The 26,409-nt window shown below is 38.9% G+C and carries 18 protein-coding genes; 10 read left to right on the forward strand and 8 right to left on the reverse strand.

All coding sequences use genetic code 11. The features are described from left to right. Window positions 1–53: 53 nt before the first annotated feature. From A0J48_RS11995 to A0J48_RS12010, 5 genes are all read right to left on the reverse strand, one after another. Complete coding sequence (locus A0J48_RS11995) at window positions 54–1,241, reverse strand: LL-diaminopimelate aminotransferase (protein WP_200323346.1); 1,188 nt, start codon at window positions 1,239–1,241, stop codon at window positions 54–56. Window positions 1,242–1,559: 318 nt separating this feature from the next. After that, window positions 1,560–1,895: a thioredoxin family protein gene (locus A0J48_RS12000; RefSeq protein WP_200323348.1), complete on the reverse strand. Its 336-nt coding sequence runs from the start codon at window positions 1,893–1,895 to the stop codon at window positions 1,560–1,562. Between the two features lie 435 nt (window positions 1,896–2,330). Further along, entirely contained in the window at window positions 2,331–3,128 is a 798-nt protein-coding gene (locus A0J48_RS12005; protein WP_200323350.1) for a PspA/IM30 family protein, read from the reverse strand. Between the two features lie 176 nt (window positions 3,129–3,304). Further along, the gene (locus tag A0J48_RS26945; RefSeq protein WP_234300873.1) at window positions 3,305–3,454 is read right to left on the reverse strand and encodes a hypothetical protein; all 150 of its coding nucleotides are present in this window, start codon (window positions 3,452–3,454) and stop codon (window positions 3,305–3,307) included. Window positions 3,455–3,760: 306 nt separating this feature from the next. After that, on the reverse strand, window positions 3,761–4,951 hold the full coding sequence (locus A0J48_RS12010; RefSeq protein ID WP_200323352.1) for a hypothetical protein: 1,191 nt from the start codon (window positions 4,949–4,951) through the stop codon (window positions 3,761–3,763). A 96-nt stretch (window positions 4,952–5,047) separates the two neighbouring features. On the opposite strand from A0J48_RS12010, the gene A0J48_RS12015 reads away from it, so the two are divergent. Then, window positions 5,048–5,605, forward strand: coding sequence for a DciA family protein (locus tag A0J48_RS12015; protein ID WP_200323354.1), 558 nt, complete (start codon window positions 5,048–5,050; stop codon window positions 5,603–5,605). 449 nt (window positions 5,606–6,054) lie between these two features. Beyond that, complete coding sequence (locus A0J48_RS12020) at window positions 6,055–6,369, forward strand: hypothetical protein (RefSeq protein WP_200323356.1); 315 nt, start codon at window positions 6,055–6,057, stop codon at window positions 6,367–6,369. 207 nt (window positions 6,370–6,576) lie between these two features. On the opposite strand, the gene menB is transcribed toward A0J48_RS12020, so the two are convergent. Then, the gene (gene menB / locus A0J48_RS12025) at window positions 6,577–7,410 is read right to left on the reverse strand and encodes a 1,4-dihydroxy-2-naphthoyl-CoA synthase (protein ID WP_200323358.1); all 834 of its coding nucleotides are present in this window, start codon (window positions 7,408–7,410) and stop codon (window positions 6,577–6,579) included. 882 nt (window positions 7,411–8,292) lie between these two features. Here menB and A0J48_RS12030 point away from each other — a divergent pair. The 4 genes from A0J48_RS12030 to A0J48_RS12045 all read left to right on the forward strand — a co-directional run bounded on the left by A0J48_RS12030 (window position 8,293) and on the right by A0J48_RS12045 (window position 13,454). Continuing rightward, complete coding sequence (locus A0J48_RS12030) at window positions 8,293–10,053, forward strand: sensor histidine kinase (protein WP_200323360.1); 1,761 nt, start codon at window positions 8,293–8,295, stop codon at window positions 10,051–10,053. A gap of 67 nt (window positions 10,054–10,120) precedes the next feature. Next, a complete protein-coding gene (locus A0J48_RS12035; RefSeq protein ID WP_200323362.1) occupies window positions 10,121–11,800 on the forward strand; it encodes an RluA family pseudouridine synthase in 1,680 nt (559 codons plus the stop codon). Between the two features lie 197 nt (window positions 11,801–11,997). Next, window positions 11,998–12,636: a hypothetical protein gene (locus tag A0J48_RS12040; RefSeq protein ID WP_200323364.1), complete on the forward strand. Its 639-nt coding sequence runs from the start codon at window positions 11,998–12,000 to the stop codon at window positions 12,634–12,636. Window positions 12,637–12,647: 11 nt separating this feature from the next. Beyond that, entirely contained in the window at window positions 12,648–13,454 is an 807-nt protein-coding gene (locus A0J48_RS12045; protein ID WP_200323366.1) for a pentapeptide repeat-containing protein, read from the forward strand. Window positions 13,455–13,700: 246 nt separating this feature from the next. On the opposite strand, the gene A0J48_RS12050 is transcribed toward A0J48_RS12045, so the two are convergent. Continuing rightward, the gene (locus tag A0J48_RS12050) at window positions 13,701–17,258 is read right to left on the reverse strand and encodes a WD40 domain-containing protein (protein WP_200323367.1); all 3,558 of its coding nucleotides are present in this window, start codon (window positions 17,256–17,258) and stop codon (window positions 13,701–13,703) included. Window positions 17,259–17,426: 168 nt separating this feature from the next. On the opposite strand from A0J48_RS12050, the gene A0J48_RS12055 reads away from it, so the two are divergent. Next, the gene (locus A0J48_RS12055; protein WP_200323368.1) at window positions 17,427–17,801 is read left to right on the forward strand and encodes a four helix bundle protein; all 375 of its coding nucleotides are present in this window, start codon (window positions 17,427–17,429) and stop codon (window positions 17,799–17,801) included. Window positions 17,802–17,952: 151 nt separating this feature from the next. On the opposite strand, the gene A0J48_RS12060 is transcribed toward A0J48_RS12055, so the two are convergent. After that, window positions 17,953–19,311, reverse strand: a complete 1,359-nt coding sequence (locus tag A0J48_RS12060) for an AAA-like domain-containing protein (RefSeq protein WP_325078731.1) — start codon at window positions 19,309–19,311, stop codon at window positions 17,953–17,955. Between the two features lie 388 nt (window positions 19,312–19,699). Here A0J48_RS12060 and A0J48_RS12065 point away from each other — a divergent pair, with 388 nt between their 5' ends. From A0J48_RS12065 to A0J48_RS12075, 3 genes are all read left to right on the forward strand, one after another. Beyond that, the gene (locus tag A0J48_RS12065; protein ID WP_200323371.1) at window positions 19,700–22,999 is read left to right on the forward strand and encodes a GAF domain-containing protein; all 3,300 of its coding nucleotides are present in this window, start codon (window positions 19,700–19,702) and stop codon (window positions 22,997–22,999) included. 78 nt (window positions 23,000–23,077) lie between these two features. After that, complete coding sequence (locus tag A0J48_RS12070; protein ID WP_200323373.1) at window positions 23,078–24,931, forward strand: putative bifunctional diguanylate cyclase/phosphodiesterase; 1,854 nt, start codon at window positions 23,078–23,080, stop codon at window positions 24,929–24,931. A gap of 54 nt (window positions 24,932–24,985) precedes the next feature. Then, window positions 24,986–26,278, forward strand: coding sequence for a hybrid sensor histidine kinase/response regulator (locus A0J48_RS12075; RefSeq protein ID WP_200323375.1), 1,293 nt, complete (start codon window positions 24,986–24,988; stop codon window positions 26,276–26,278). Window positions 26,279–26,409 lie beyond the last annotated feature (131 nt).

Below are 26,409 nucleotides of genomic sequence, written 5' to 3' on the forward strand. Positions count from 1 at the left end.
AGCATTGTGCTTTACCCCTACTTTCTACATTTATGATTTTGCAAAGAAGAGTCTTATTGTAAAAATGCAGCCATTCTTTGTACCGCAGTTTCTAAAATATCTGGTTCTTGCACCAAAGCAAAACGCACATATCCTTCACCAGCTTGACCAAAACCAGCACCAGGGGAAGCTGCGACACCAGTCTGTTTAACTAGCTCTGTACAAAATTCAATAGAATTATGACTCCATTTTTTAGGTAATTTTGCCCAAATATACATTGTTGCTTCTGGTGTAGGAACATTCCAACCAATACGGTGTAAAGCATTGATGAAAGCGTCACGGCGTTGGCGGAAAGTATCAACAGCAGTTTTTACACCATCTTGATTACCTGTTAGTGCGGCGATCGCACCATTTAAAATTCCCAAATACTGATTAAAATCAACGGCTGCTTTTACCTGTCTTAAAGCTTGAATTAATTGGGCATTACCGATGGCATAACCAATGCGAAAACCACCCATATTGTAAGACTTGGATAGGGTAAAAAATTCAATAGAAACGCTTTTTTCTGGGTCAGCTTGCAAAATTGAAGGAATCAAGGATTTGGGATTGAAAGTTTCGTTCTCAGTAAACACTAAATCCACGTAAGGGAAATCATGGACTAAGACAATATTGTGTTGTTGACAAAAAGCTACAGCTTCTTGGAAAAAAGATAAAGGTGCGATCGCACTGGTAGGATTATGGGGATAGCTTAATACCATCATTTTTGACTGAGCTAAAACTGAAGTGGGAATGTCAGTCAACACGGGTAAAAAATTATTTTCTGCCTTTAATGGCATGGGGTAAATTTGTCCACTAGCTAAATAAACTCCGCCCGCATGGGAAGGATAGCCAGGGTCTAATAACAAAGCAAAATCACCAGGATTGAGGATAGCTAAAGGTAAATGAGCCGTTCCTTCCTGAGAACCAATCAGCGGTAAAACTTCAGTTTCTGGATCAACTGCAATACCAAATTTTTGCTCATACCATTGAGCCGCAGCGTGACGAAATCCTTCAGTTCCCCTAAATAACAAATAACCGTGAGTGCTAGGGTCATAAAGAGATTTGGCGATCGCATCAATGACATGATTCTCAGCCGGCAAATCGGAAGACCCCAGAGACAAATCAATTAATTCTCTTCCAGCAGCCACAGCCACAGCTTTGGCTCTGTCCATATCAGCAAATACATTAGATTGTAGGGGTTGTAAACGGTTCGCAAATTGCATTTTAGTCCTTTGTCAATGGTCAGTGGTCAGTGGCAGAAGGGAATAGGAAACAGGGAACAGGGAATAGGAGGGAAAAGGCAGAAGCAAGAATTAAGTTTTTCACTCACACCCTTACACTCTTACACCCCTTTCTTCCCCCTACACCTACACCCCATACCCTACACCTTATTTCCTGACCACTGAGCATTGACTAAGTAGGTTGGTGTTGAAAATTGTCATTATGGCAAGGCAAGAGGCAAGAGGCAAAAGGCAAGAGGGAAGGGACTTTTAGCAAGTTTACATCTTGTTACATACCTCTGTTTTTTCACACCGACTTACTTAATTGTTATTTAAATGCTGATCCAAGAGGTCGAGTAATTTTTCTTTACTAATCACTCCCTCAGTCGATTCTAGGATTTGTTCTCCTTGAATTAACCTCAGTGCAGGGACACCTTCCACCTGATACTGCTTCACAGTTAAGGGGTTAGGATCAATTTCCATCTTGACAATTTTTAAGCGATCGCTGTATTTAGTAGCAGCTAGGTTAATCATTGGCGACATTAATTGACACGGACCACACCAGGAAGCCCAAAAGTAAACTAATACAGGCTGCTCGGCGTTTAAAACTTCAGTTTCAAAGTCAGCATCAGTGATAGTGATTACACCCTTACTCATTTAAGTCTCCATTAGGTGGCATCGTTCAAAGTAGGCACACACACTACTGTATCTTAAAAGGAGTCAGGAGGCAGGAGTTCAGTAGTATGGCTAACGCCACGCTTCGCTATCAGGAGTTCAGTAGTTCAGTAATTCAGTAATTCAGTAGTTCAGTAGTTCAGTAGTTCAGAAGGCAGGAGTATGGCTTGCACCAAGCTCCGCAAACGTGAACGCTATCACAAGGCAAAAGGCAGAAGGCAAGGAGCAGGGGGAGTAACAACTGACAACTGACAACTGACAACTGACAAAGCAAAATGAAACAAAATCCCACTACCAGGAGGTGTGGGACGCTGCCAAATGCCTTTTCTGCAATAGTTATATAGCTGTAGACAAGGCGCTTAGGACATTACCAAAAATAAAACTTAGACACTCAAAGGCTTTTTCCACTGTCACCTGCTATAACTGATCCAATTGTCTCTTGAGGGCTTCTAACTCAGAATCTACAGGTTCAGCAACTTTCGCAGTGGTAGTTGGTGGTTGTGTAGTGGTAGTTGTTTGTTCTGGGGGTAGTTGTGGTTGATGAGCAGGAGTTGCAGGTGGTAGCATACTCGCTTTCAAAGCTGCTAATTCATCATCTACATCACTACCAGATTCCAAACGTGCAAATTGGGTTTCCAAATCTGCACCTACTAATTCTGCTGTAGATTGAGCGCGGGCTTCTTGCATCAATACCTTTTCTTCCATACGCTCAAAAGCAGCCATAGCACTGTTAGTATTCATGCCACTGACCATTGCACCCAGTTGCTCTTGAGCTTTAGCAGCAGTAATTCGGGCTTTGAGCATTTCTTTCTTGGTTTTGGCTTCAGAAATTTTGCTCTCTAGCTGGATTAAATTCTTCTTGAGAGTTTCTACTTGAATGACTTGCTGATCCAGGCTGGTTTTTAGGGCTGTAGAGGTATCATTAAAAGTTTTCTTACGCTCTAATGCTTGCCTTGCCAGGTTTTCATCACCCTTTTGCAGAGCTAGTTGGGCGTTACGTTGCCACTTATTGATTTCATTTTGGGCTTCATTGTATTGTTTCTCGGTGCGTTTTTGGGCTGCGATCGCTTGGGCAACCCCCTGACGTAGCTGTACCAAGTCTTCCTGCATTTCCAGGATGGCTTGCTCTAGCATTTTTTCTGGATCTTCTGCTTTACTGATCAAATCGTTGACGTTAGCACCAACTACTCTTTTGAGGCGATCAAATAATCCCATAACTTTGTTTTTCCTTGTGAGGTTTACGCGCTTGGTTGGACAGTTCGCTTGTTTACCGTTTAAGAGCTATCTATTTAAATTTAATCTTTTCAGTCTGGAATGGTATCCTCTCTCCATTCTGAATCATGACCTTATAATTCAGCTACATTAACTAATCACATTTAACACTCTGGTGTTTAGAGTATCTGCTGTGCTAGGAGTTTATTCTCAAGCTGCGGGTTATTTACCTTATCTAAGATTTGGGTTTTCATTGCGGCTAGTTCAGCATCAACATCATTAATAGAATTCAACTGAGCAAATCTTGTTTCCAGATTTTCACTGCTCAATTGACCGATGGCTTCCCGTGCTAAAATTTCCCGGACTTACACACAAAATTTATCATCAGGGCTGGGTGTAGGTGAGCCAGCGTCGTGGGATCTTTTCCCGACTGGAGACGACTGGCGTTGTGGCGTTTTTCCTTTGATGAACCTATCCTCCGAAAACCTTATTTTTTGATTCTTTTGCGTAAGTCCTAATTTCGTTACCTTGTTGCAGAGCTAGTTGGGCGCGACGATACCACTCCTGGGGGAATCAGCAGCGATCGCACCACCCGAAAAATCCGCTTCATTACTTCCATCTGGACTCTACTTCCTTTATGGCTGCTGTACACTGGCTTTAATCCCCTTAGCTTTTAGTTGTTGCAACCTGAGTTGTACGTCCTCTTTAGTTTTCAATGCACCAAGATAAATATACTTTTGGTTAGGTGATAAATAAGCATCAGGAACTACTTGCCGTGCAGCTGCTAAAGCACCATCGCTATTATTATCAGCTATCAGATAATAGAACCCATCGGCTGAGGGTTTGATTTCTGGATTGACGGCTGATAGGGTTGGTGTGGGACTAGGTGTGCTGGCAGCAGCAGGGTCTGAATTGACGGGAACTACTGAACTTTTGGGAGTTGCAACAACGATGGGTTGAGATATTGCTGTTGGTGTTGGTCGGACTTTCGGTTTTAAACCCACTACATCATTAGGATCTTTCACCTGTGGAAACTCACGTACTGCCAAGTTAGGATACTTAGGTATAGGCTTTATTTCTGGTTGGGGTGTCTGCGTGATATTACTTTCCGTAATTAAGGTATTGTCCGTATTTGTGGCGGAAATACTGTTGAATAATTTGGCTAAATTCAATTGCGGTAAAGTTTTGGGATTGAACACTACATAACCTAAAGTCAGACTGGCTAGTAGTAGCAGCAGCATAGAACCAATCCCCAATGGTGAAAGCAAACTATCACTAGAACCAGTCAACCTCTTTGGTTCTGCTTTTTCTTCATTCAGACTGCGTAGGAGTGCTTCACTAGATGCTAAATAATCATCTGGGTGTGGAGAACTATGATCTGGTTGAATGAGAGTTTCACTTTCAGTAGCTTGAACCTTGGTAGGTACTATGCTACTGATTGATGTGGGAATAGCTGGAGGTGGTGGAGTTTGTGTTTGGCTCGATTCTTCGGTAGAAGACACCGACAAATGATTGATTTCTGGCTGATTTTCTATTGCTGGAACTGGGCTTGCTGGGGAAATTGGGCTATTGTTGATTTCTGGCAATGATAGCTGAACTTTTGCCAATGTTTCAGTCGTGCCATTGAACTTTTGGGGTTGGTTGGTGGTGTAGCTCTGTACACTAAACGGTTTTTCTTGCTTAAAACCCTTGCGTGCGCGTCTGTATCGAGTTAACTCTTGATCTAGTTGTATTTCCAAACTTGCCAATGCTGTGGCTAGTTCTGGCTTTAAGCCAGATGTTTTAGACGATTGAGTGCCGGAATCTAGGATCGGATTTTGACTCATTGCCACACTGCCTCAAACGTAATCATGCTGGATAAATTTTCTAACTCTGTATTATAGTTGCCCAAACCTAGTTAAATTTTTGCTTTATTGAAAAAGATGTCGCTGAAATCAGTTAATGATATTTTAGGCATTCTGGAATTAGAAGCCAAATGGCAAGAACAACCTTTTCAAAAGTTGCTTAAGTGTTGGGGAGAAGTTGTTGGTGATGTGGTGGCGGCACAAACGCGGCCTTTGTCAGTACAAAGAGATGTTTTGTGGGTAGCAACTTCTAGTGCGGCTTGGGCGCAAAATTTAACTTTTGGACGGAAAGCCATTCTTTTAAAGTTAAATCAAAAGTTGCCCACACCTTTGATAGATATTCGCTTCTCTACTGCTGAGTGGAAAAAATCACCATTACCAGGAAATCAGCCACAAACGCTGTCACCACAACAACATCCCAGTTACTTGGATAGCAGTGACTTGGGTCAGGTGATTGCTGAGGCTGAGGTTACAGCTACTGGTGAGAATGCTGAGACTAGTTTTGCAAATTGGTCGAGGGCTATACAACAGCGATCGCAAAATTTACCTCTTTGTCCTCAATGTCAATGTCCCACACCACCAGGTGAATTGCAACGCTGGCGTGTTTGTTGTCTTTGTGTTACTAAACAGTTATGAGGAATAGGGTGTCGGGTGTCGGGTGTCGGGAATAGGGAATAGGCAATAAATGAATTGTCCAATGCCCAGGCATAAGTGATTTCACTAATTAAACTGAAATCCTATATCTGTTAATATATCGACTCCTGCTCAATAATTCAGATAAATTAATGTGATAAATACTTATTTACGTTAATTCAAAGAGTTGTTTACAAACTCCGAAGAAATCTAAAATTCAACTTTTAATCTTGATCCCCAATGCTTTTAAGCCAAAAACAAGTATGTAGCCACTCCAGTAATCGTTTACAAATATAACAAGATTCTAAAGATATCCTAAAGTTTATTTTTTCATATAAATAGCTAGAACCCAGATAAAATAATACCTTTTTGGCATTTATACCTCTTTTGTCAGAGAAGGAAAATATATAGGTATGATAATTAGCCCGAAATGACACTAAAGATGAACCCAAATGAAACCAATTAACCATTTAACATCTGCCTGTCGATATTGCCGTCATTACCAACCAGAGGGTCGTCGCGGTGGAATGTGTCAACAGTTGGGCGCACCGGTACAAGCAGGTTGGAAAGCTTGCTCTCTAGCTTTACCCGCTTTTGCGCCTTCTTGGGAAACTTTAGAAGAAGCTTGGACTCTGCCAGTAGCAAAACCTGTTTTATCTACATCTCACACTCTAAAAACAGATTTAGACAATCTAGAAATTGTTCCTGTTGCAGAAATTCCTGCCTCCACTTCAGCAGAAGTCAATACTCAGACCGTGTTAATTTAGCCTACCATTATTACTTTAATCAATTTTTTGTCCAATTCCAGACTATTTGACTTTAAATTTTTTAGTTTTACAAGTTTAGAAATTGATCAAAATCGCACCTCTGACAAAGTGCGATTTCAAATTACAGCGTATTGCAGGTAAAGGAAGTACAAAATTTATTTACAAAGCCATGCACCAAGATGGTTTTCATGCTAACTACTTGTAAATCTAAGGCAACCAAGGGAAATTCCGAAAATTAGGAGGGCGTTTATCCAGAAATGCTTGCTTTCCTTCTGCACCTTCTTCTGTCATGTAATAAAGAAGGGTGGCATTACCAGCAAGTTCTTGTAAACCAGCTTGTCCATCACAATCTGCGTTAAATGCTGCTTTGAGGCAACGAATAGCAATGGGGCTTTTTTCTAATACTTCTTGCGCCCATTTAATACCTTCAGCTTCGAGTTCTTCTACAGGAACTACACAATTAACTAATCCCATTTCTAAAGCTTGGTTAGCGTCATATTGACGACAGAGAAACCAAATTTCTCGTGCTTTTTTCTGTCCCACTATCCGCGCCAGATAACTAGCACCAAAACCACCGTCGAAACTACCAACTTTTGGGCCTGTTTGTCCAAAAATCGCATTATCAGCAGCTATTGTTAAATCACAAATTAAATGCAGAACATGACCGCCACCAATAGCATAGCCAGCTACTAAAGCAATGACTACTTTGGGCATGGAACGAATTAGACGTTGCAAGTCCAATACATTTAAACGAGGAATACCAGCATCATCTACATAACCGGCTTGTCCGCGTACACTTTGATCACCACCGGAACAGAACGCATATTTGCCGTCTGTGTGGGGGCCTGCACCAGTGAATAGAACTACACCAATATTTGTATCTTCTCGTGCGTCGCAGAAAGCTTCGTATAGTTCAAATACGGTTTTAGGGCGAAAAGCGTTGCGTTTATGGGGACGGTTAATGGTGATTTTGGCAATACCATCGGTTTTTTGATAGAGGATATCTTCGTAGGTTTTGACAGTTTTCCAGTCGAGTTGCATAAATACAGGTAATGGGTAATGGATAATATTTACCTTTCTTCTTTCCCTACACCCTACACCCTACACCCTACACCCTACAACCCACACCCTACACACCTCATAAAAAAAATAAAAGCCCCACCACAGGGGCGGGGGGTTTCTCTTGTAACTGTACAAATGTACTATACAGATAGGGAATTTGGCAAGCGATCGCTGAAAAAATCTTTACATTTAATTTTAAAAAAAAGATTTCACCATTAGCTATTCTAGGTTCTTGTTTGACTTCTGTATCTACTATGTAACGCCACTGGGGGACAAAATGTCTTGATCATTGATGAAAAAACTTGCTGATGGAAGATTCCTGCTACAAACAAATATTCTGACTCCTGCACCAGAGATCTGCGTAGCTTCTCCTGACTCCTGACTCCTGAATTCTTACCATCTATATTAGATATTAGTCATCACCCATCAGTAGTAAAACAAGCTTAATACTAAGCTTTTCAGTGAAATGATGTACTTAATTAATTTATCTGCAATCGCTGTAATTTTACCGGATAGTGTTCACCTTGACCGAGAATAGGGAATTATAAGTATAGATGCTGAAGTCATTTATTATTGACTTTTCCTATATTTTTGATACCTAGTCACAGCGAAAATATTTGACCTATGACTCATGAACAGTACAAATTCTCTATCTACCATTCCCAAAAACTAGTAGCGACACTCATGCTTCTATCAGTAATGATGCTGCTGAAGGAATTGTAGCAGTTTGAAATGTGGAAACAGCAGGATCTACTCTTGTAGATGATATGAACTACGAATCAATCAGGCAATTACAAGCCAAGTTAGATGAAAAAACTCAGAAATAATTCTTCCAAATCAAATATACATTCGATCAATAATATGAAGATTTGGCAAAAATTTCTAGGATCTTCGACCGTATTAGCTGGGTTTATGTGTTTGATGGGTGCTAGTATTTTGAATCTGCATCAAGCTGAAGTAACTGCTGAAAAAACTCAGAGGAAAACTGCACAAGCACTTACCATTACTAATAATCTAGAAAAATATTTGAAAGATCAAGCTCTATTACTTAAGGATTTTGTGGTTCTAGAACACAACAATCAAAACTTGGTGGAATACAAGAAAGTAATGTCTAAGTTCCTGATGGAACTGGATAACTTAGAAATCGTGATGGAAAAATCTTCTGACGAAGTGTTGCTTGTTCGTCGTCGGCACATTTTTTTAATAAAATTAGCAAATAATTTAGATAATAATATAACTACTTTAGCTAGTTCTCAGGATGGTCTCAAAGCGATTAACTCTTATGTAAAAGACATTACATTTTATCTGTCGGCTATTTCTCAGAATGTTCAAAAACAGTATTATGCAGCAAATGAAAATGTTATAAAAATAAGAAAAAAGAATGCAATTTTTATGTTTGTAACTACTATTGGTATATTTTTAATATTTTTATTGCAATTAGTTATTATTATTCCCGTTCTGCGCTCACTGCATAAACTACAAATTGGAGTAGCAAAAATTGGCTCAGGAGATTTGAATTATCATTTAGATATTAAAACCAATGATGAAATTGAACAATTAGCCAATGAGTTTAATCAGATGACTGTAAAATTGTCTGATTTTTATCAATCTTTGGAATCTAGAGTGACTGAAAGAACCTCTGAACTGTTTCAACTAAATCAGGATCTAGAAACTGAAATTACTGATAGACGAGAAACTGAAATTAAGTTAAAAAAATCTCAAGCACAACTAACATTAAAAGCTCAAGAATTAGAAAAAATACTCCAAGAACTTCAGGAAACTCAAACTCAATTAATTCAAACTGAAAAGATGTCCAGTTTGGGACAATTAGTAGCTGGTGTTGCTCATGAAATTAATAATCCAGTTAACTTTATTCATGGTAACATTACACCACTTAAGGAGTATTTACAAAATTTTCTCAGTTTAATAAAACTATATCAAGTTTATTATCCTCAACCTGTAATTGAAATTCAAGCTTATATTGAAGATATAGATTTCGAATTTATTCTAGAAGATACAAATAAACTTTTTAATTATCTGGAAGTAGGAACTAAAAGAATTCGAGAAATTGTCTTATCTTTGAGAAATTTTTCTCGACTAGACGAAGCTGATATGAAAGAGGTCAATATCCATGAAGGTATTGATAATACACTATTAATTCTCCAGCATAGAATTAAAGAAAAACCTAAACAATCGGAAATTGAAGTGATAAAAGATTATGGTGATTTACCCTTAATTGAATGTCACCCTGGTCAATTAAATCAGGTATTTATGAACATTATCAGTAATGCAATTGATGCTTTAGAAGAACATAGATATCATGATATTCTAGCAGATACAACTACAGAAAACCAAAAAATTGTTATTAAAACAAAATTGATTAACAAAAAGTATATTGCTATTCACATCAAAGACAATGGTGTAGGAATACCAAAAGAAATTTGCAATCGGATATTTGACCCCTTCTTCACCACCAAACCAGTTGGTCAAGGAACAGGATTGGGTTTGTCAATCAGTTATCAAATAGTGACTGCTACACATAATGGTAATTTGCAGTGTCTAACTACACCTGGACAGGGAACGGAGTTTATTATTAAACTTCCGATTAAACAAAATCATTAAGCAAGGACAGAAGACACAGAGAATAGAGAGAAGCAATTATTAACTGAACTGTATTGTCTGAAAATCTATGGTAATTTTACATCCGTTATCAGATTTCATGCAACCAAATACTGGAATTATTTCTACACCTCCTAGCTATTATTATGAAGGTAAATGTCCCCACACTGGAGAACTGCTGAGACTACCTCGTACTGCTTTAGCAGAAACTTTAGCTTATGGCTTAATGCAGCAACTTAGCCAAAATCAAATTTATAATCACGAAGGTAAAATGTATGGTATTTTATTAGTTGAATTACCTAACGGGGAACAAAGAGTTATTAAAGCATTTTCCGGTCTTTTGAATGGTTGTAGTGTGGTAGAAGGTTGGGTGACACCCATTCCTGGACGTGAAGAAGTTGCTTTAGCAGAAACTTATACTTTAACTGAGTTAGAAAAAATTAAACAAGAAATAATTACTCTCAAACAACTGCCAGAACGAGAACAATATCAAATATTAGTTACGGAATTTAAACAGCAGTTAGAATTAATTAATTTGCAACATAGTCAAAGTAAACAAAAACGACAGGAAAAACGCCAACAATACCAGCAAACTTTGACAGGAGAAAAGTTAGAAATTGCCCTAGCAGAACTAGAAGCTGAAAGCCGTCAGCAGGGAATTGAGAGAAAATATTTCAAACGTCGTCAAAATGAAATTTTGCAGCCTTTACAGGAGATAATTACAGTCGCAGATAGTAGAATTAGAGAACTTAAACAACAGCGAAAAGCACTATCACGGCAACTGCAAACCCAAATGCACGCTGCATATAGTTTGACTAATTTTTATGGACAATCTTTATCTATACAACAATTATTACCAGAAGGAACACCCACAGGAACAGGGGAATGTTGCGCTCCTAAGTTGTTACATTATGCTGCGACTCATCAATTAAAACCGTTAGCAATGGCAGAATTTTGGTGGGGTGAGTCTTCAGTACAGGATAAAATTTCCGGAGAATTTTATGGTGCTTGTGCAGAAAGATGTCAACCATTAATGGGGTTTTTGCTATCAGGATTAAAAAATAACTTACCTCTACCTCACCCTCTCCTACAAGGAAAGGGAAACAGAACCACTTGTTTATGGGAAGAATTAGAGATTATCTATGAAGACCAATGGTTAATTGCTGTTAATAAACCAGCAGGATTACTTTCTGTACCTGGACGTTATGCTCATAACCAAGATAGTGTTCTGAGTCGGTTACGGAATTTGTATGATATGGAATTGATGACAGTACATCGTTTAGATCAAGAAACTTCAGGGATTTTGTTATTGGCACGAGATACTAGCACCTACTCTCAGCTAAATCAACAATTTGCAAACCGACAAATACACAAAATTTATGAAGCTATCTTGGCTGGTTCTCTCACCACAAACCAAGGTATAATTGATTTACCATTGTGGGGAAATCCCGAAAATCGTCCTTATCAACAAGTAGATTTAGAACGGGGTAAACCCAGCTTGACCCAGTTTCGGGTGATGGGAACAGAAGGAAACTACACCCGTGTAGAATTTATACCCCTTACGGGAAGAACTCACCAGTTGCGGGTTCATGCGGCTCATGTGCGAGGATTGGGAGTAACAATTTTGGGCGATCGCTTATATGGTTGCAATGCTAATGCTACTCGATTACATCTACACGCCAGAGAAATCTCTTTTCAACATCCCCAATCAGGGGAAAATCTGCATTTACAGACAATAACGCCATTTTGAAAAGGGTGTAGGGGTGTAAGGGTTTAGGGGTGTAGGGGTGTAGGGGAAAAAAGTCAAAATTAATAACTTCTGCCTTCTGCCTTCTGCCTCCTGCCTCCTGCCTCCTGCCTCCTGCCTCCTGCCTTCTGCCTCATTTACTGATGCGGCCTTTATCGGTAAACTCAAATATTGCATATCTAAAACTGGAGAGCAAAACTTTGGGCATAGAATTACGCAGTTTCGTATTTCTAGACAATCTGCAACCGCAACACGCCGCATATATGGGAACAGTCGCCCAAGGTTTTTTACCATTACCAGGGGATACATCCCTGTGGATTGAAATTTCACCCGGTATTGAAATCAATAAAATTACAGACGTAGCCCTCAAATCTGCCTCTGTCCGTCCGGGAGTACAGGTAGTAGAAAGATTGTATGGACTTTTAGAAGTGCATTCTGGCTCTCAAGGGGAAACAAGAGCCGCAGGACAAGCCATTTTAGCCATGTTGGGAGTGAAAAAAGAAGACTGTCTCAAACCCCGTGTAGTTTCCAGCCAGATTATTCGCAACATTGACGCTTACCAAACCCAACTCATCAACCGCACCCGTCGCGGACAGTTATTACTAGCAGGACAAACCCTGTATGTTTTAGAAGTTGAACCTGCTGCTTATGCTGCACTGGCAGCTAACGAAGCTGAGAAAGCCGCCCAAATTAATATTTTGGAAGTGCAAGCCGTAGGCAGCTTTGGCCGACTGTATTTAGGGGGAACTGAACGGGATATTTTAGCCGGTGCAGCAGGAGCTTTAGCCGCAATTGAAAATGTCCCAGGCCGCACACCTCAAACTCAGCGTCAGGAATAAAAGGAGAAAAAATGGCAAGTCGAGAGCATTTAGCTTTACTCCAAGCAGGTGCTGTCACCTGGATAGAGTGGAGACAGCAAAATCCCCAACTGGAAATAGACCTCAGCACAGCTAACCTACAAGGAGAAAACTTCCGGGGTGCAAACCTAGAAGGGGTTAATTTAACCAAGGTAAATTTAAGTCACGCTTTATTGGTGCGAACTAATTTGAGAGGTGCAAATTTAAGTAGTGCAAATCTGTCGCAAGCCAAGTTGATAGAAGCTGACCTTGCTCAAGCTAATTTGAGTATTGCTAACTTAAGTGGTGCGGTGCTGACACAAGCAAATTTGAGTAAGGTAATTTTAATTGGTGCTGATTTGAATGCAGCCAATCTTAGAGGTGCTGTAATTACAGATGCTAATTTAATTGGTACTGATTTGAGCAACGCTAATTTAAAAGATGTAGATTTGGCAGATGCAAAGCTCATCCGCAGTAATCTTGGTTTTGCTAATTTGATTGGTGCTAATTTAATTACCGCTGACTTGAGTGAAGCGAATTTGTATGAAGCGGAATTAATGCAAACTTACTTTTATAAAGCCAATTTGTATAAAGCTAATTTAACCAACTCACATTTAGGCAGTTCATACTTATTCAGAGCTAATTTGAATGAAGCGAATTTGACGAATGCTGATTTAACTTGGGCAAATTTAAAATATGCAAACTTAGCAGGTGCAAATCTTCAAGGCGCAAATCTTAGAGGTGCAAATTTAACAGGTGCTAATCTCAAGGGTGCAAATTTACAAGATGCGATTATGCCTGTTTCCTATAGTTGTGATTAGGAACAGCAAACTATCTTGCTTTTGCCTATAAGTTATTTCAATCAGAATTTGATAAAAAAGCCAGACTACACCCTGATTCTCAATAAGCTTAACTTTATTCTCAATAATTTTGAGAATCTTTTGCAAATTATTAACGATTTTACTAGGGTCTTGACTTCTTGACTGGTTATGGTAATATGTACATGAGAATAATCCAAGGGTGTTTTATATCTAAAAACTTCTGAGCCTCAGAGAAAAAATGTCTACTCATAAAACATCTCTGCACAACAAAGAATTATCCTTTTCAACAGCAGTATTAGTCTGTAAATAATTCCTTACCCAGTTACAACCAGATTTCACCAAATCAAGATTCAGGATTTGCTCTAAATTCCACAGAACAACTGTCTGGTCATCACTGCCAGAGGCAATCATGGGTAGATAAGGATGAAAAGCCACAGTACGGATACCAGAATGATGTCCGTTAAGAGTAGTAATTAAAGTTCCATCTTGATTCCAGATTTTTACAGATTCATCAATGCTACCTGTGGCCATCAATTTACCATTGGGGCTGAAGGCAATACCCCACACAGCAGCCGTGTGACCTGTTAAGGTTTTTAGCAACTTACCATCCGTAGTCCAAAGCTTGATTGTGTTATCCCCACTACCTGAAGCAAGCCTTTTACTATCAGGACTAAAAGCTACTCTCCAAACGGCAGCATTATGTCCTGCGAGGGTGTGTAAAAGTTTGCCATCTTGATTCCATAAGCGAACTGTACCATCATTGCTGGCTGATGCTAAAGTTTTGCCATCAGGGCTAAATTGAATATTCCAAATCGCCACATCGTGGGCTTTCCAGGTTTTGATCAGTTTACCGTCAGCTTGCCAGAGGAAGATATTACCATCTACACCACTGGAAGCTACAGTATTATTTTTTGGATTCCAGGAAACTGATAAAACAGTCGCTTGATGTCCTTCTAGACTTCTAACTAGAGTGCCATCCGGTTTCCAAAGCCTAATAACTTTGTCTTCTCCAGTAGATGCCAACAAGTTACCAGTAGGATGCCAATCCAAATCGGACACATCTGTAGTAAAAGTTTTGATGGTGCGTAACTTGATGCCGTTGGTGTTAAAGAGTTTAATAGTTTTGTCCGTTCCCGTTACAGCCACCATTGTACCTTGGGGATTAAATGTAACTGTACGAACTGTGCCTATAAAAGCGTACAAGGTTTTTTGATAGATGTTTTGAATTTTCCAGAGGCGAGTGATATTTTCTGCTCCGGCTGAGGCAATATAACTACTATCTGGACTAAAAGCTATGTCCCAAATTGTGGCATCATGTCCCCTCAAGGTGGTAATTAAGCTACCATCCCGATTCCACAGCTTAATTGTTTTATCCCAACTGCCTGAAGCAAAGGTTTTACCATCAGGACTAAAGGCTAATTGGTAGATGCCAGCATTATGGCCACTGGGTATAGTCTGTAATAATTTACCTTCTCGATTCCAGATTTTGATATTCGTATCAGCACCGCCAGAAATCAGCAAATTACCATCGGGACTATAGGCAACTGCATGGACAGGGGCATTATGTCCTTCTAAAATTATTTTTAATGTGCCATCGCGGTTCCAGAGTTTCACGCGGTTATCAGCACAGGCAGCAGCTATAGTTTGACCATCTGGGCTAAAGGTAACATCTCTGATTCCGGTTGTTTCTGAAGAAACTTTGTGTATCAATTCACCTTCCCGACTCCAGATTTGTAAAATACCAGTTCCCGCAGAAATAATAGTGGAACTATCAGGACTAAAGGCTAGACTCCAAATTCCAGAACTTTCAGTAGGAATGCTTTTGATCAGAGTACCATCTCGTTTCCAGAGTTTGATGGTGGTGTCATCTCCGGCAGAGGCGATAATTTCTCCATCTGGACTGAATTTAACGACTCTGACTATTGATTGATGTCCTGTTAAGGTTTTGATCAGAGTACCATCTGGTTTCCAGAGTTTGATGGTTTTATCTACACCTGCTGTTGCTATTTGTTGGCCATCGGGACTAATATGAACTGCTAGAACTGCGGCTTTATGTCCTGTCAAATGGTTATATTCTTGAATAGTCAAGACTACTCTTTGCAAAGCAGAATCAACTTGTGCTTTGAGTTTGTCATCGGTGCTGTTAATATTTTGTAGACGCTCTTTACCTTTAATTGCTTGGAGGAGGGCATCAAAAGATTTATTAGAAGCATACAAAGCTTCTGAGGAAAGAGCGATCGCTCTCACTTCACTGATTGCTGTTTGTTGATATTGGTGATAGGCTACCAGTCCGAGGGCGATCGCTACCAACATCATCACGCTGACTATTCCCAACATCACCCGTTGTCGTCTCAAGTTCCGCAGTTGTTCGACAGAACGTTTACGCTCTATTTCTAGTCTCGCTTCTACTTCTTGCAATCTTTCGGCTTCTAGTTTTTTCTCGATTTCTTGCCTTTCTAGTTCTTGACTAGCTGCCAAAAAGCGATAATCCAAATCACTTAAACTTTTTCCCTGTGTCCATCTTTGCACTTCCTGTAAAGCCTGTCCTCGCAGTAACCAGGATTCATCTGTATATCCTGACGTGATCCAGGCATTGATAGCTTGGGAGTAGGGACGTAAATTAGCTAGTTGTTTACCCACCCAATCTAAATTAAAAATTTGCTGATAAATCGGATTTTTAACTTGTAGCAGTCCTGCTCTTTTTTCCACCAACCCTGTGAGAATTAATTCTGTTTGTTCTGGACTGTCATTTGTAGTAATGCCATAATTTTGACCTAACCCCCCAACCCCCTTCCCTACAAGGGAATGGGGAGAATTTAAAGCCTCTTTCCTGGTAGGAGAGAGGTTTGGAGAGAGGTTATCCAGAGGACTCCGCAACAAAATCTGCTGATATATTCCCAGTAATCTACCAATACGTTGTTCACTATAAAGTAGGCGATCGCGGATCGTTTTTAAATGTTCTGGTTCATCTTGACTTTCCCAATTGTCAAGAATGTAAGTTTCCACCAACTGATCAATTGTGCCATTAAAAACTGACCAGTGACTACTGACAATCTTACACAACTTTTGTGTTAAAAACGGTTGTCCTCCCGTCCAATACAAAATCCTTTGTAAAGTAAAATCAGGACCAGGAACAACATTAGTTAATCCTGCTAATAAAGGTGTGGCTTCTGTGAATTGAAAGCCCTTTAATTCTATGGCTTTACCCACATTAAAAGGAGTGCGGGTATTATCAGAAATTAAATCGGCGGGAGTAGCAACACCAAATAAAGCAAATGTCAGACGCTGATAATCTGGTTGTTCAGCACGGCGATTATAACAGGCGCGAATTAAAGCAAAAAAGTCATCAGTAGAAAAATTGAGACTTAAAACGCTATCAATTTCATCAATAAAAATAACAATAGGTGCGGAAATTTGGCTTAAGAGAACAGTATCAATAAAATCATTTAACCGATTAACAAAAGAAAGATGAGATCGCTCACGCCACCAATTCAATAAATTTATACTTAAACTAAAATTTTTTACTAATAAGCCCAAAATAGAAGCATACCATTGTTCTGCTGTCACCTCTTTTGTGCCAATTGCCGTAATATCAATTACACCACAACGAACCCCTTCAGATTGCAAACGGTGAGTAGTCTGGACACGCAAACTAGATTTACCCATTTGTCTAGCATTAAACACATAACAAAACTCACAACTCATCAATCCTTGAAACAACATTTCATCAGCTTCTCTTCTGACATAAGTAGAAGCATTAACTGGTAGACTACCACCAACTTGATAAAAGGGATTGGAAAGCATTAGGGGTGTAAGGGTGTAAGGGTGTAGGGGTGTAGGGATGTTTCGTCGGATGCTTTCTTATATATATATTACTTTTATATATGTTAATTATGATTGAGTTCAATCTATACTCATAACTATAACCTACTTTATTACACCCTCATACCTGTACACCCCTTATACTCCTAAATGAAAGATTCACCAATTCAGTCTTATCGTGATTTAAAAGTTTGGCAAGAAGCCATGAATCTTGCTGAATCTTGTTACAGAATAACCAAGACATTTCCCAAGGAAGAAACTTATGGCATGACATCACAAATTCGTCGTGCTGCTGTATCAATTCCAGCCAATATTGCAGAAGGTTATGGTAGAAAGACTCGCGGAGAATATATTCAATTTTTGTATATAGCGCAAGGTTCTCTTAAAGAATTAGAAACTCATTTATTACTGGCAATGAGGGTAGAGATAGATTCTTCTCAAGCTATTCCTACTTTATTAAATCAGTGTGAATCAGTAGGTAAGCTACTATTATTCATAATTAACGCACTGCAAAATAAAGGATAGATTCAAAACTTTATTAACAAAACAATATCAACTCCATTCAACTTTGCAAAATTCTTTCTTCCCCCACACCCTTACACCCCTACACCCTTACACCCTTACACCCCTACACCCCTACACCCTTACACCCTTACACCCCTACACCCCTACACCCTTAATTCAACACCTGACTAAAATATCGTTGATATAACTGACAGCTAGGTATTGTCAATTGATTGTTAAATCTAACTAATCCTACTCCTTGTAATTGAAATGATTTTGTTGGATGTAGTTCAATCCCGTTAGGAGATATTACTACTTGTTCCATTGCTTCTTTTAGATTAGTATGTTGTTCTAAATATCCCAGTTGTTGGCGCAAATGACTATTGAATATACTCTCAGGTGTGGTGATATTGGTTAGTAATTGTTCTAAAGTAACCAGTTTTTGACTCAGGTGAAATAAGGCTAATTGAGTTAAATAAGGATTTCCTCCAACTAACTTAATTAACTCTATGGCATAATCTTCTGGAGGTTCTAGTCCATAGCTAATAGCTAGTTCTCTTACTTGTTCTTGGGTAAATGTTGGTAATTCAATCAGTAAGCCTACATTGAAAGGGGATTGATGTAAATTTAAGGGTAAAAATACCTCTGTTGAATACACAATTACTAACCGTAACTTCTGCCATATTTCGCTGTTACCTGTGCTGTGTCTTGCTTGTTCATACCAAGCTCGCAACATTCCAAAAAAATCAGCAGCAATGTCTGGATGATTAAACAAAACGTTGACTTCATCTAATACTAAAAGCAATGGACTTTCGGCATGAGATAACAAATAGCTCTCGAAATAATCAGTACAACTATAATTACTGCCAAATAAAGAATTCCACAATTCATCCAGACGGTGAGGTAAACCTAAACTGCGGCTGACCATGACACAAAGCCACTGAAGAAACTGATTTGAACTGCTCAGAACATGACTATCTGCCAGTTGTAAACTCACAACTGCTGTCCGAAACTGATGTTCTTTAGCTTGGCTTAAACCTTTAGCAATCAGAGAGGTTTTACCAAATTGTCGGGGAGCGCGAATACGAATTAAAGCGCCTGGTTGAAAAATTTCCCGCAAAAACAGTTTTTCTGCTGGCGGACGATAAAGGTAAAAAGGTGAGTCAAGCGGAAGTTGCCCTTTTAAGGGTGCTTGCAGTAACCCAGCCAACACTGCTTGGGCTGCATTTTGGTCTGCTTCTTGCCTGATATAATCATCTTCTTCTAAAGACAGTCCAAAGGCTTCAAAGTAGGAAGCTAGGGTAGGTTGATCGATAGGGCTTTGTCGTTTTCGGACTTTGGTGAGGGTTTTGGTGCTAAGTCCAGTGCGATCGCTCAATTGTTCTAAAGTATAAGGATTGCCAGCATTTTCCCTCACTGCCGATAAATATTCAGCAGCCTGTAACCTTTGCCAGCCTTGAGAACTGAGAATAACTCCTCTTCTACGTTTTTGGGATTGGGATTGTACAAACAAATCGTCATCGGGAATCACACGCAATAATATGGACAGCTAGTGTCCAAACTGAATACTCTACCAGTAGCTGATTTTATCAATATTTGTTTTGTATCAAGTAAAATTCCTGTTTACATTGTTAAATTTCCTGCTTAAAGTTCCATCATGGATGGTGTTTTTATTTTGCTAATGTAAAAATTTCTTTAATTCAGTAAAGATTAGACTAACAAAAGTAGCCAGTGAATTAGGTATCAACTGAGATGATAAAGCCATATATCAAGCGGCTGCTAATCATATTCCCTATTCCTTGTTTTTTGTTCCCTGCTGTAATTGCTACTGAAGAGATTCACATAGTCCAGGTTAGGTAAACTATGCTATTAACTATAACTCTTATGTTGAGGATAGCACCTTCGACAATATGCACACAATGTTGGCATTATTACCAAACATCAATCATATTTTAGCTTTTAACTACTATATACCCCACGGACATTGCTATCTTTGGCAAACTCCATTAGTGGGTTTGCATTTAGTTAGTGATGCCCTGATTGCGATCGCTTATTTTTCCATCCCCGCCATGCTGATCTATTTTGTCAGCAAGCGTAATGACATTCCCTTTTCTAAAGTCTTTGTCTTATTTGGTGCATTTATTATTCTCTGTGGTACAGGGCATCTCCTCGACATTTGGACACTGTGGCATCCAGATTACTGGGTTTCTGGCATTGAACGTGCTTTAACTGCTTTTGTTTCTTGCTATACAGCGTTACAGATGGTAGAATTATTACCCCAGTTTTTGGCATTACAAACACCTGAACAGCTAGAAGTCATCAACCGGGAACTACAACAGCAGATAACAGAACGCCAAAAAGCAGAAGAAACCCTACAAACGATTGTATCTGGTACTGCTGCTGTCACAGGTAACGAATTTTTTCCGGCTCTCGTACAAAATCTGGCAACTGCCCTGGGCGTTTCCTACGCCATAGTATTTGAGAGAGTGGATAAATCCTTACAAAAGGTAAGAAGTATTAATGTGTGGTCTGTAGATCATTGGGCAGAAAACTTTGAATATGAACTGATTAACACTCCTTGTAAAACTGTAGTTCAAGAGAAGATGCTGTGTGCCTTTCCAGACAACTTGCAGGAGAGTTTTCCCGGTAACAAATTAATTGAACAGTTAGGAGCAAAAAGTTACGTAGGCGTTCCTTTAGTTGATATCAATCAGAATGTAATTGGCAACCTTTGTATTGTTGATATTAAACCATTTTTTGCAAGCGATCGCCACAAAGCTCTCCTCCAGGTATTTGCTGCCAGGGCTTCCGCCGAACTACAACGTAAATGGGCAGAAACAGAAAAACGTCAAGCTTATGAGGATCTGGAAGTCCGAGTTAAAGAACGCACTACCGCACTTATAAAAGCTAATGCCTCCCTGGAAACAGAAATTAAAGAACGAATAGCAGCAGAAACGGCTATGAGAGTAATGGCAGAAAGAGAAAAGGCAATTAATGGCGTAATTCTGCGAATGCGTCAAACCCTGAATTTGGAATCTATTTTTAGTGTCACCACCACTGAATTACGGCAAAATCTTAAGTGCGACCGTGTTTTAATTTACCGCTTTAACCCAGATTGGAGTGGGGAATTAGTTTCTGAGTCAGTCGCTAACAATTGGAATATTTTGTTACCCGCACCGACAAATGCTACTGAACTGACTCAAATTGCCGTTAATCAACACAATTGTGTGACAACTCAACTCAGTAATTCAGATGTATTGAGTAGTGATACTTATTTACAGGAAACCCAAGGCGGCATTTATCGCCAAAAAAACAGCTATTGTTGTGTTAACGATATCTACACCAGGAATTTTGAACCCTGCTATCTGAATCTTCTCCAACAACTACAAGCACGGGCTTATATAATTACACCCATCTTCTGTGGCAAAAAACTGTGGGGTCTATTAGCAGCTTATCAAAATGGTAGTCCCCGGCAGTGGAAAGAAGCAGAAATAGGAATCGTCTCCCAAATTAGCAATCAGTTGGGGGTAGCAGTACAACAGGCAGAACTATTTGCCCAAACCCAACAACAAGCGGAGGAACTCAAACTCGCCAAAGAAGCCGCTGATGCAGCCAGTCGAGCTAAAAGCGAATTTCTGGCCAACATGAGCCATGAACTGCGTACTCCACTCAATGCTATTCTCGGCTTTACTCAATTAATGCAGCAGGATAAATCCCTAAAAGTTGACCATCAACGGTATATCGAAATCATTAATCACAGTGGCGAACACCTACTAGCATTAATTAACGATGTGCTGGAGATGTCAAAAATCGAAGCTGGCAGGGTGACACTCGTAGCAACAGAGTTTGATCTGCACAAGTTACTCTACAGTTTGGAAGCCATGCTCCAACTGAAAGCACAATCCAAAGGCTTAAAACTCAGTTTTGAATGTGATGTTACTGTACCCCAGTACATCAAAACTGATGAAAACAAACTGCGTCAGGTACTGATTAACCTGCTGGGAAATGCCATCAAATTTACCGATCAAGGCAGTGTGAAAATGCGGATTAGGAATGTAACCACATTTACAGAAGCAGAGGAGCATGGAAGCATGGGAGCATGGGAGTATGGGAGCAGAGAGGAAACAAGAATATCTCTCCCCGCACCTCAAACCCCACATCGCCCGTCGTCGCCTCCAGTCGCTAAACCAGCATCTTGGGCGGGTTCTCCTATACCCCACACCCCACACTTCACACCCTCTAATACACCCTCCCATACTCTCTGTTTTGAAGTTGAAGACACAGGTTATGGTATTGCCCCAGAAGAAATTAGTGAGTTATTCCAGGCATTTCAACAAACACGCTCTGGAGAAAAATCACAGGAAGGAACAGGTTTAGGGTTACGCATCAGTCAAAAGTTTGTACAACTGATGGGTGGTGAAATTACTGTTCGTAGTCAACTAGGTCAAGGTAGTTGTTTTACTTTTTATATTCAGCCTAGTTTAGCTGAAGAAGTGTTCAGTTCTAGTTCAATTCCTGTTAATGGTGTAGTTAGTATTGCACCTGGACAAAACCATCGAATTCTCATTGTTGAAGATAATTCAGCTAATCGGTTACTACTAAGCCAAATGTTGATTCAGCTAGGTTTTGAAGTATTAGAAGCTGAAAATGGTGAAGAAGCGATCGCTCTATGGCAACAATGGCAACCGCACTTAATTTTTATGGATATGCAGATGCCGGTTCTCGATGGCTATGCAGCTACTCGACAAATTCGCCATCAGGAACAAGAATTAACACTTGAGCAAAGACAAACTCCCACAACAATCATTGCTTTGACTGCTAGTGCTTTTATAGAACAACGCCAAAAAACCTTAGAAGCTGGTTGTGATGATTTCTTGAGCAAACCATTCCGCTGGGAAGAAATTCTCACCATTTTATCTGATTATCTACAAGTTGAATATATATATGAATCAAATTCAGGTAAAGAAATTGCTGACTCTTATCCTCATCAATTCGACTTCATTCTGAATGATGCTGCCCTAAATATCATGCCCAAAGAATGGATTGAGGAATTAAATTTTGCAGCAGCCCAAGGCAATGATAGTATATGTCTTAATCTTATTACTCAAATTCCTCCTGAGCAAACTGCTCTCATTGCAGCCTTAACTAAATTAATTGACAACTATCAGTTTGACCAACTAATAACACTGACTCAAACATTTATAGTAGGTGACAGGTGACAGGTGACAGGTGACAGGTGACAGTAAATTATTAATTCCCAATTCCCAATTCCCTATTCCTTATTCCCTATTAAATATATGAATAATCAAAGCACATTAGCAGAAATTTCATCATCAGCTAACCAAATTAATATTTTGGTTGTTGATGATGTGCTAGAAAATGTTCGTCTCCTCTCGAGCATTTTAGAGCGCAATGGATATGAAACTCGGAAAGCAATTAGTGGAACAATGGCGTTGACAACCGTTGAGGCCGCTCTACCTACCTTAATTTTATTAGATATCAGAATGCCTGATATGAATGGATATCAGGTTTGTCAACAGCTAAAATCTAACCCTAAAACTGCTCATATTCCCATCATTTTCTTAAGTGCAGCCGACGATATTAGCGACAAAATTCAAGCTTTTCAAGTGGGTGGTGCAGACTATATTACAAAACCATTTCATATCGAAGAAGTCTTAGCACGAGTTAAACATCAACTCACTATTATTCAAGCTCGACAAACAATTTGTGACCTCAATACACAGCTAGAAGCAAGAGTAAGAGAACGTACTCAACAGCTAGAAATTGCTAATTTCCAATTAGCGGAGATGGCATTTCAAGATTCACTTACCAAGCTACCTAACCGCAGCTTGTTAATGGAGAAACTGTGGGAGTCTATCGCCACACAACAGGCAGACCCTGATTATCAATTTGCTGTATTTTATCTAGATTGCGATCGCTTTAAAATAGTCAACGACTCTTTAGGTCATTTAGCAGGAGATGAGCTACTCATTGCAGTTACTCAACGTCTCAAGTCTTTGTTAGATGATGACATTTTTTTAGCACGTTTAGGAGGAGATGAATTTGTCATCTTGCTGAAAAATTTCACTAACGCGGACGCAATTATTAAAATTGCCGAAAGCATTTCTCAACGTTTTACAGATCCATTTCATTTAAGAGAACGAGAAGTTTTTCTTTCTTTTAGCATTGGTATTGTTAGTGAATGCTCAACTTATTCTGATCCTGAAGCATTATTGCGAGACGCAGATATAGCTATGTACAAGGCTAAATCGTTGGGTAAAGAGCAATATCAAATTTTTGTACCGAAAATGCACCAAAATGCTTACCAACGTTTACAGATAGAAACTGATCTAAGAAAAGCCATTCAAAATGAAAAATTTATCCTTCATTATCAACCAATAATTGATTTGATTACAGGTAAAGCTATAGGTGTAGAAGCGTTAATTCGCTGGCAACATCCGACCCAAGGATTGATTAGTCCAGCAGATTTTATCCCTCTTGCTGAAGAAACAGGATTAATATTAAAAATAGGATACTGGACGCTCAAACAAGCTTGCCATCAGTTACATCTCTGGCAAGAAAATAATATTGTTGATTCATCTTTTTCTGTCAGCGTCAATTTATCAGCTTACCAATTTGCTCAATCGAACCTTTTACAACAAATTGATGATATTTTAACAGAAACTCAAATTCCACCAGAATGTCTAAAATTAGAAATCACAGAAACAGCCATTATGGAAAATGTTGCTGCTGCTGCTCAGGTAATTAAAAGTTTACGTCAACGACGTATTCAGTTGAGCATTGATGATTTTGGTACCGGTTATTCATCACTGAGTTACTTACATTCATTTCCTGTTGATAACCTCAAAATTGATCGGTCATTTGTTCAGCATTTACACGAAAAATCTGACAGCCTTGCTCTAGTGAATGCAATTGTGCAAATAGCCAAAACAATGGGTATGAATATAATTGCTGAAGGTATAGAAACAGATCATCAATTAGAACAATTAAAACTATTAGATTGTCAGTTTGGCCAAGGTTATCTGTTCTCTGAACCACTGGATTCTGAGAAAATCACTAGTTTTATGACAAATATTCAGAATCAAAATAGCAGGGAACAGGGTGGAAATTATTTTATTTCACATCTGTAGCATTTTAACAAGCAGTTTTAATTAATTCAATTTTTATCCAAAATATAATTAGTCATGAGTATACAAACCCCAAGTTTTTTAGCAGATATTCTCATTGTTGATGATAAACTTGAGAATATTCGGTTCTTGTCTGAATTTTTATCCAAACAAAATTATCAAATTCGCAAAGCAATTAATGGACAAGCAGCATTAACGGCTATTAATACCCTTCCACCTGATTTAATTCTCCTAGATATCAATATGCCAGTAATGGGAGGATATGAGGTATGCGAAACTTTAAAAAATGACCCCAAAACTAATTCAATTCCAATTATATTTTTAAGTGCTGGTAACGAAGTAGTTGATAAAGTCAAAGCATTTCAAATTGGAGGAATTGACTATATTACAAAACCATTCTATCTAGAAGAAGTATTAGTCAGGATTCAAACTCAGTTAAAACTTCAACACCTGCAAAAAGAATTACAAAATCGGAATGGGCAACTACAAAATATGCTCCTAGTATTACAAAATACTCAAGCTGAACTGATTCAAAAAGAAAAGCTAGTTAATGCAGGAAGAATTGCCGCAGGTATCTCTCATGAGATTAACAACCCCCTCAACTTTATTATTGGCAACCTAAATCCTGCATCTGAATATACTCAAAAACTGATTAATTTAATTCAAGTTTATCAAGAAACATTTCCAAATGCTACTCCAGAAATTATAAATTTAATTGAAGACATTCAATTAGATTTTGTAGCAACTGATTTGACAAAAATTATTGATTCCATCCGTAGAGGTGCAGAAAGGATTCATTCAGTTATTCAAGCTTTGCATATTTTCTCTCGTCTTGATAAATCCGGTATTAAAACCTTTGACATTCATGAAAGTATAGATAGTGTACTCACGTTACTCAGTTATCAATTAATCTTAAAAAAAGATGCAGTCAGTATTTCAATTTTCAAAAAATATCAGGATATACCCCCACTTTCTGGCTATCCCAATCTCTTCAATCAAGTGCTGGTAAATATTTTCCAAAATGCTATTGATGCACTTGAATCAAAACTAAATTCAAATGTTGATAGTTCATTTAAACCTACAATTTGCATTAGTACCTTTATTAAGGATAAAAATCAAATCAGTATCAGTGTTAAAGACAATGGTGTGGGCATTTCTGAAAAGAATAAAGTCCGTATATTCGAGCCATTTTTTACGACAAAATTAGTGGGAAAAGGCACTGGATTAGGTTTATTTACTAGTCACCAAATTATCACTGACCTGCACAAAGGTAGTTTAACTTACAAAAACTGTCCCGAAGGAGGATCAGAATTTATCATTGAAGTTCCCATTAGAAAATATTCCCAGTGATGTTTACACCAAAACGTTAAGCTTTGTAAAATTCGTCTAGACTATCCAGCTAGGTGGAGGGTTTAAAGTATATGTAACAGGACTCTCAGCCATAAATTGGTAACAACAACCGACTATTACTAATTTTTGGC

This window comes from Sphaerospermopsis aphanizomenoides BCCUSP55, assembly GCF_001586785.1.
Classification (GTDB): Bacteria; Cyanobacteriota; Cyanobacteriia; order Cyanobacteriales; family Nostocaceae; genus Sphaerospermopsis_A; species Sphaerospermopsis_A aphanizomenoides_A.

What these genes read in the sequence shown, in the direction of transcription:
- A0J48_RS11995 (WP_200323346.1), bottom strand. Translation starts at nt 1,241, where the DNA reads ATGCAATTTGCGAACCGTTTACAACCCCTACAATCTAATGTATTTGCT.
- A0J48_RS12000 (WP_200323348.1), bottom strand. Translation starts at nt 1,895, where the DNA reads ATGAGTAAGGGTGTAATCACTATCACTGATGCTGACTTTGAAACTGAA.
- A0J48_RS12005 (WP_200323350.1), bottom strand. Translation starts at nt 3,128, where the DNA reads ATGGGATTATTTGATCGCCTCAAAAGAGTAGTTGGTGCTAACGTCAAC.
- A0J48_RS12010 (WP_200323352.1), bottom strand. Translation starts at nt 4,951, where the DNA reads ATGAGTCAAAATCCGATCCTAGATTCCGGCACTCAATCGTCTAAAACA.
- A0J48_RS12015 (WP_200323354.1), top strand. Translation starts at nt 5,048, where the DNA reads ATGTCGCTGAAATCAGTTAATGATATTTTAGGCATTCTGGAATTAGAA.
- A0J48_RS12020 (WP_200323356.1), top strand. Translation starts at nt 6,055, where the DNA reads ATGAAACCAATTAACCATTTAACATCTGCCTGTCGATATTGCCGTCAT.
- menB (WP_200323358.1), bottom strand. Translation starts at nt 7,410, where the DNA reads ATGCAACTCGACTGGAAAACTGTCAAAACCTACGAAGATATCCTCTAT.
- A0J48_RS12030 (WP_200323360.1), top strand. Translation starts at nt 8,293, where the DNA reads ATGAAGATTTGGCAAAAATTTCTAGGATCTTCGACCGTATTAGCTGGG.
- A0J48_RS12035 (WP_200323362.1), top strand. Translation starts at nt 10,121, where the DNA reads ATGGTAATTTTACATCCGTTATCAGATTTCATGCAACCAAATACTGGA.
- A0J48_RS12045 (WP_200323366.1), top strand. Translation starts at nt 12,648, where the DNA reads ATGGCAAGTCGAGAGCATTTAGCTTTACTCCAAGCAGGTGCTGTCACC.
- A0J48_RS12050 (WP_200323367.1), bottom strand. Translation starts at nt 17,258, where the DNA reads ATGCTTTCCAATCCCTTTTATCAAGTTGGTGGTAGTCTACCAGTTAAT.
- A0J48_RS12055 (WP_200323368.1), top strand. Translation starts at nt 17,427, where the DNA reads ATGAAAGATTCACCAATTCAGTCTTATCGTGATTTAAAAGTTTGGCAA.
- A0J48_RS12065 (WP_200323371.1), top strand. Translation starts at nt 19,700, where the DNA reads ATGTTGGCATTATTACCAAACATCAATCATATTTTAGCTTTTAACTAC.
- A0J48_RS12070 (WP_200323373.1), top strand. Translation starts at nt 23,078, where the DNA reads ATGAATAATCAAAGCACATTAGCAGAAATTTCATCATCAGCTAACCAA.
- A0J48_RS12075 (WP_200323375.1), top strand. Translation starts at nt 24,986, where the DNA reads ATGAGTATACAAACCCCAAGTTTTTTAGCAGATATTCTCATTGTTGAT.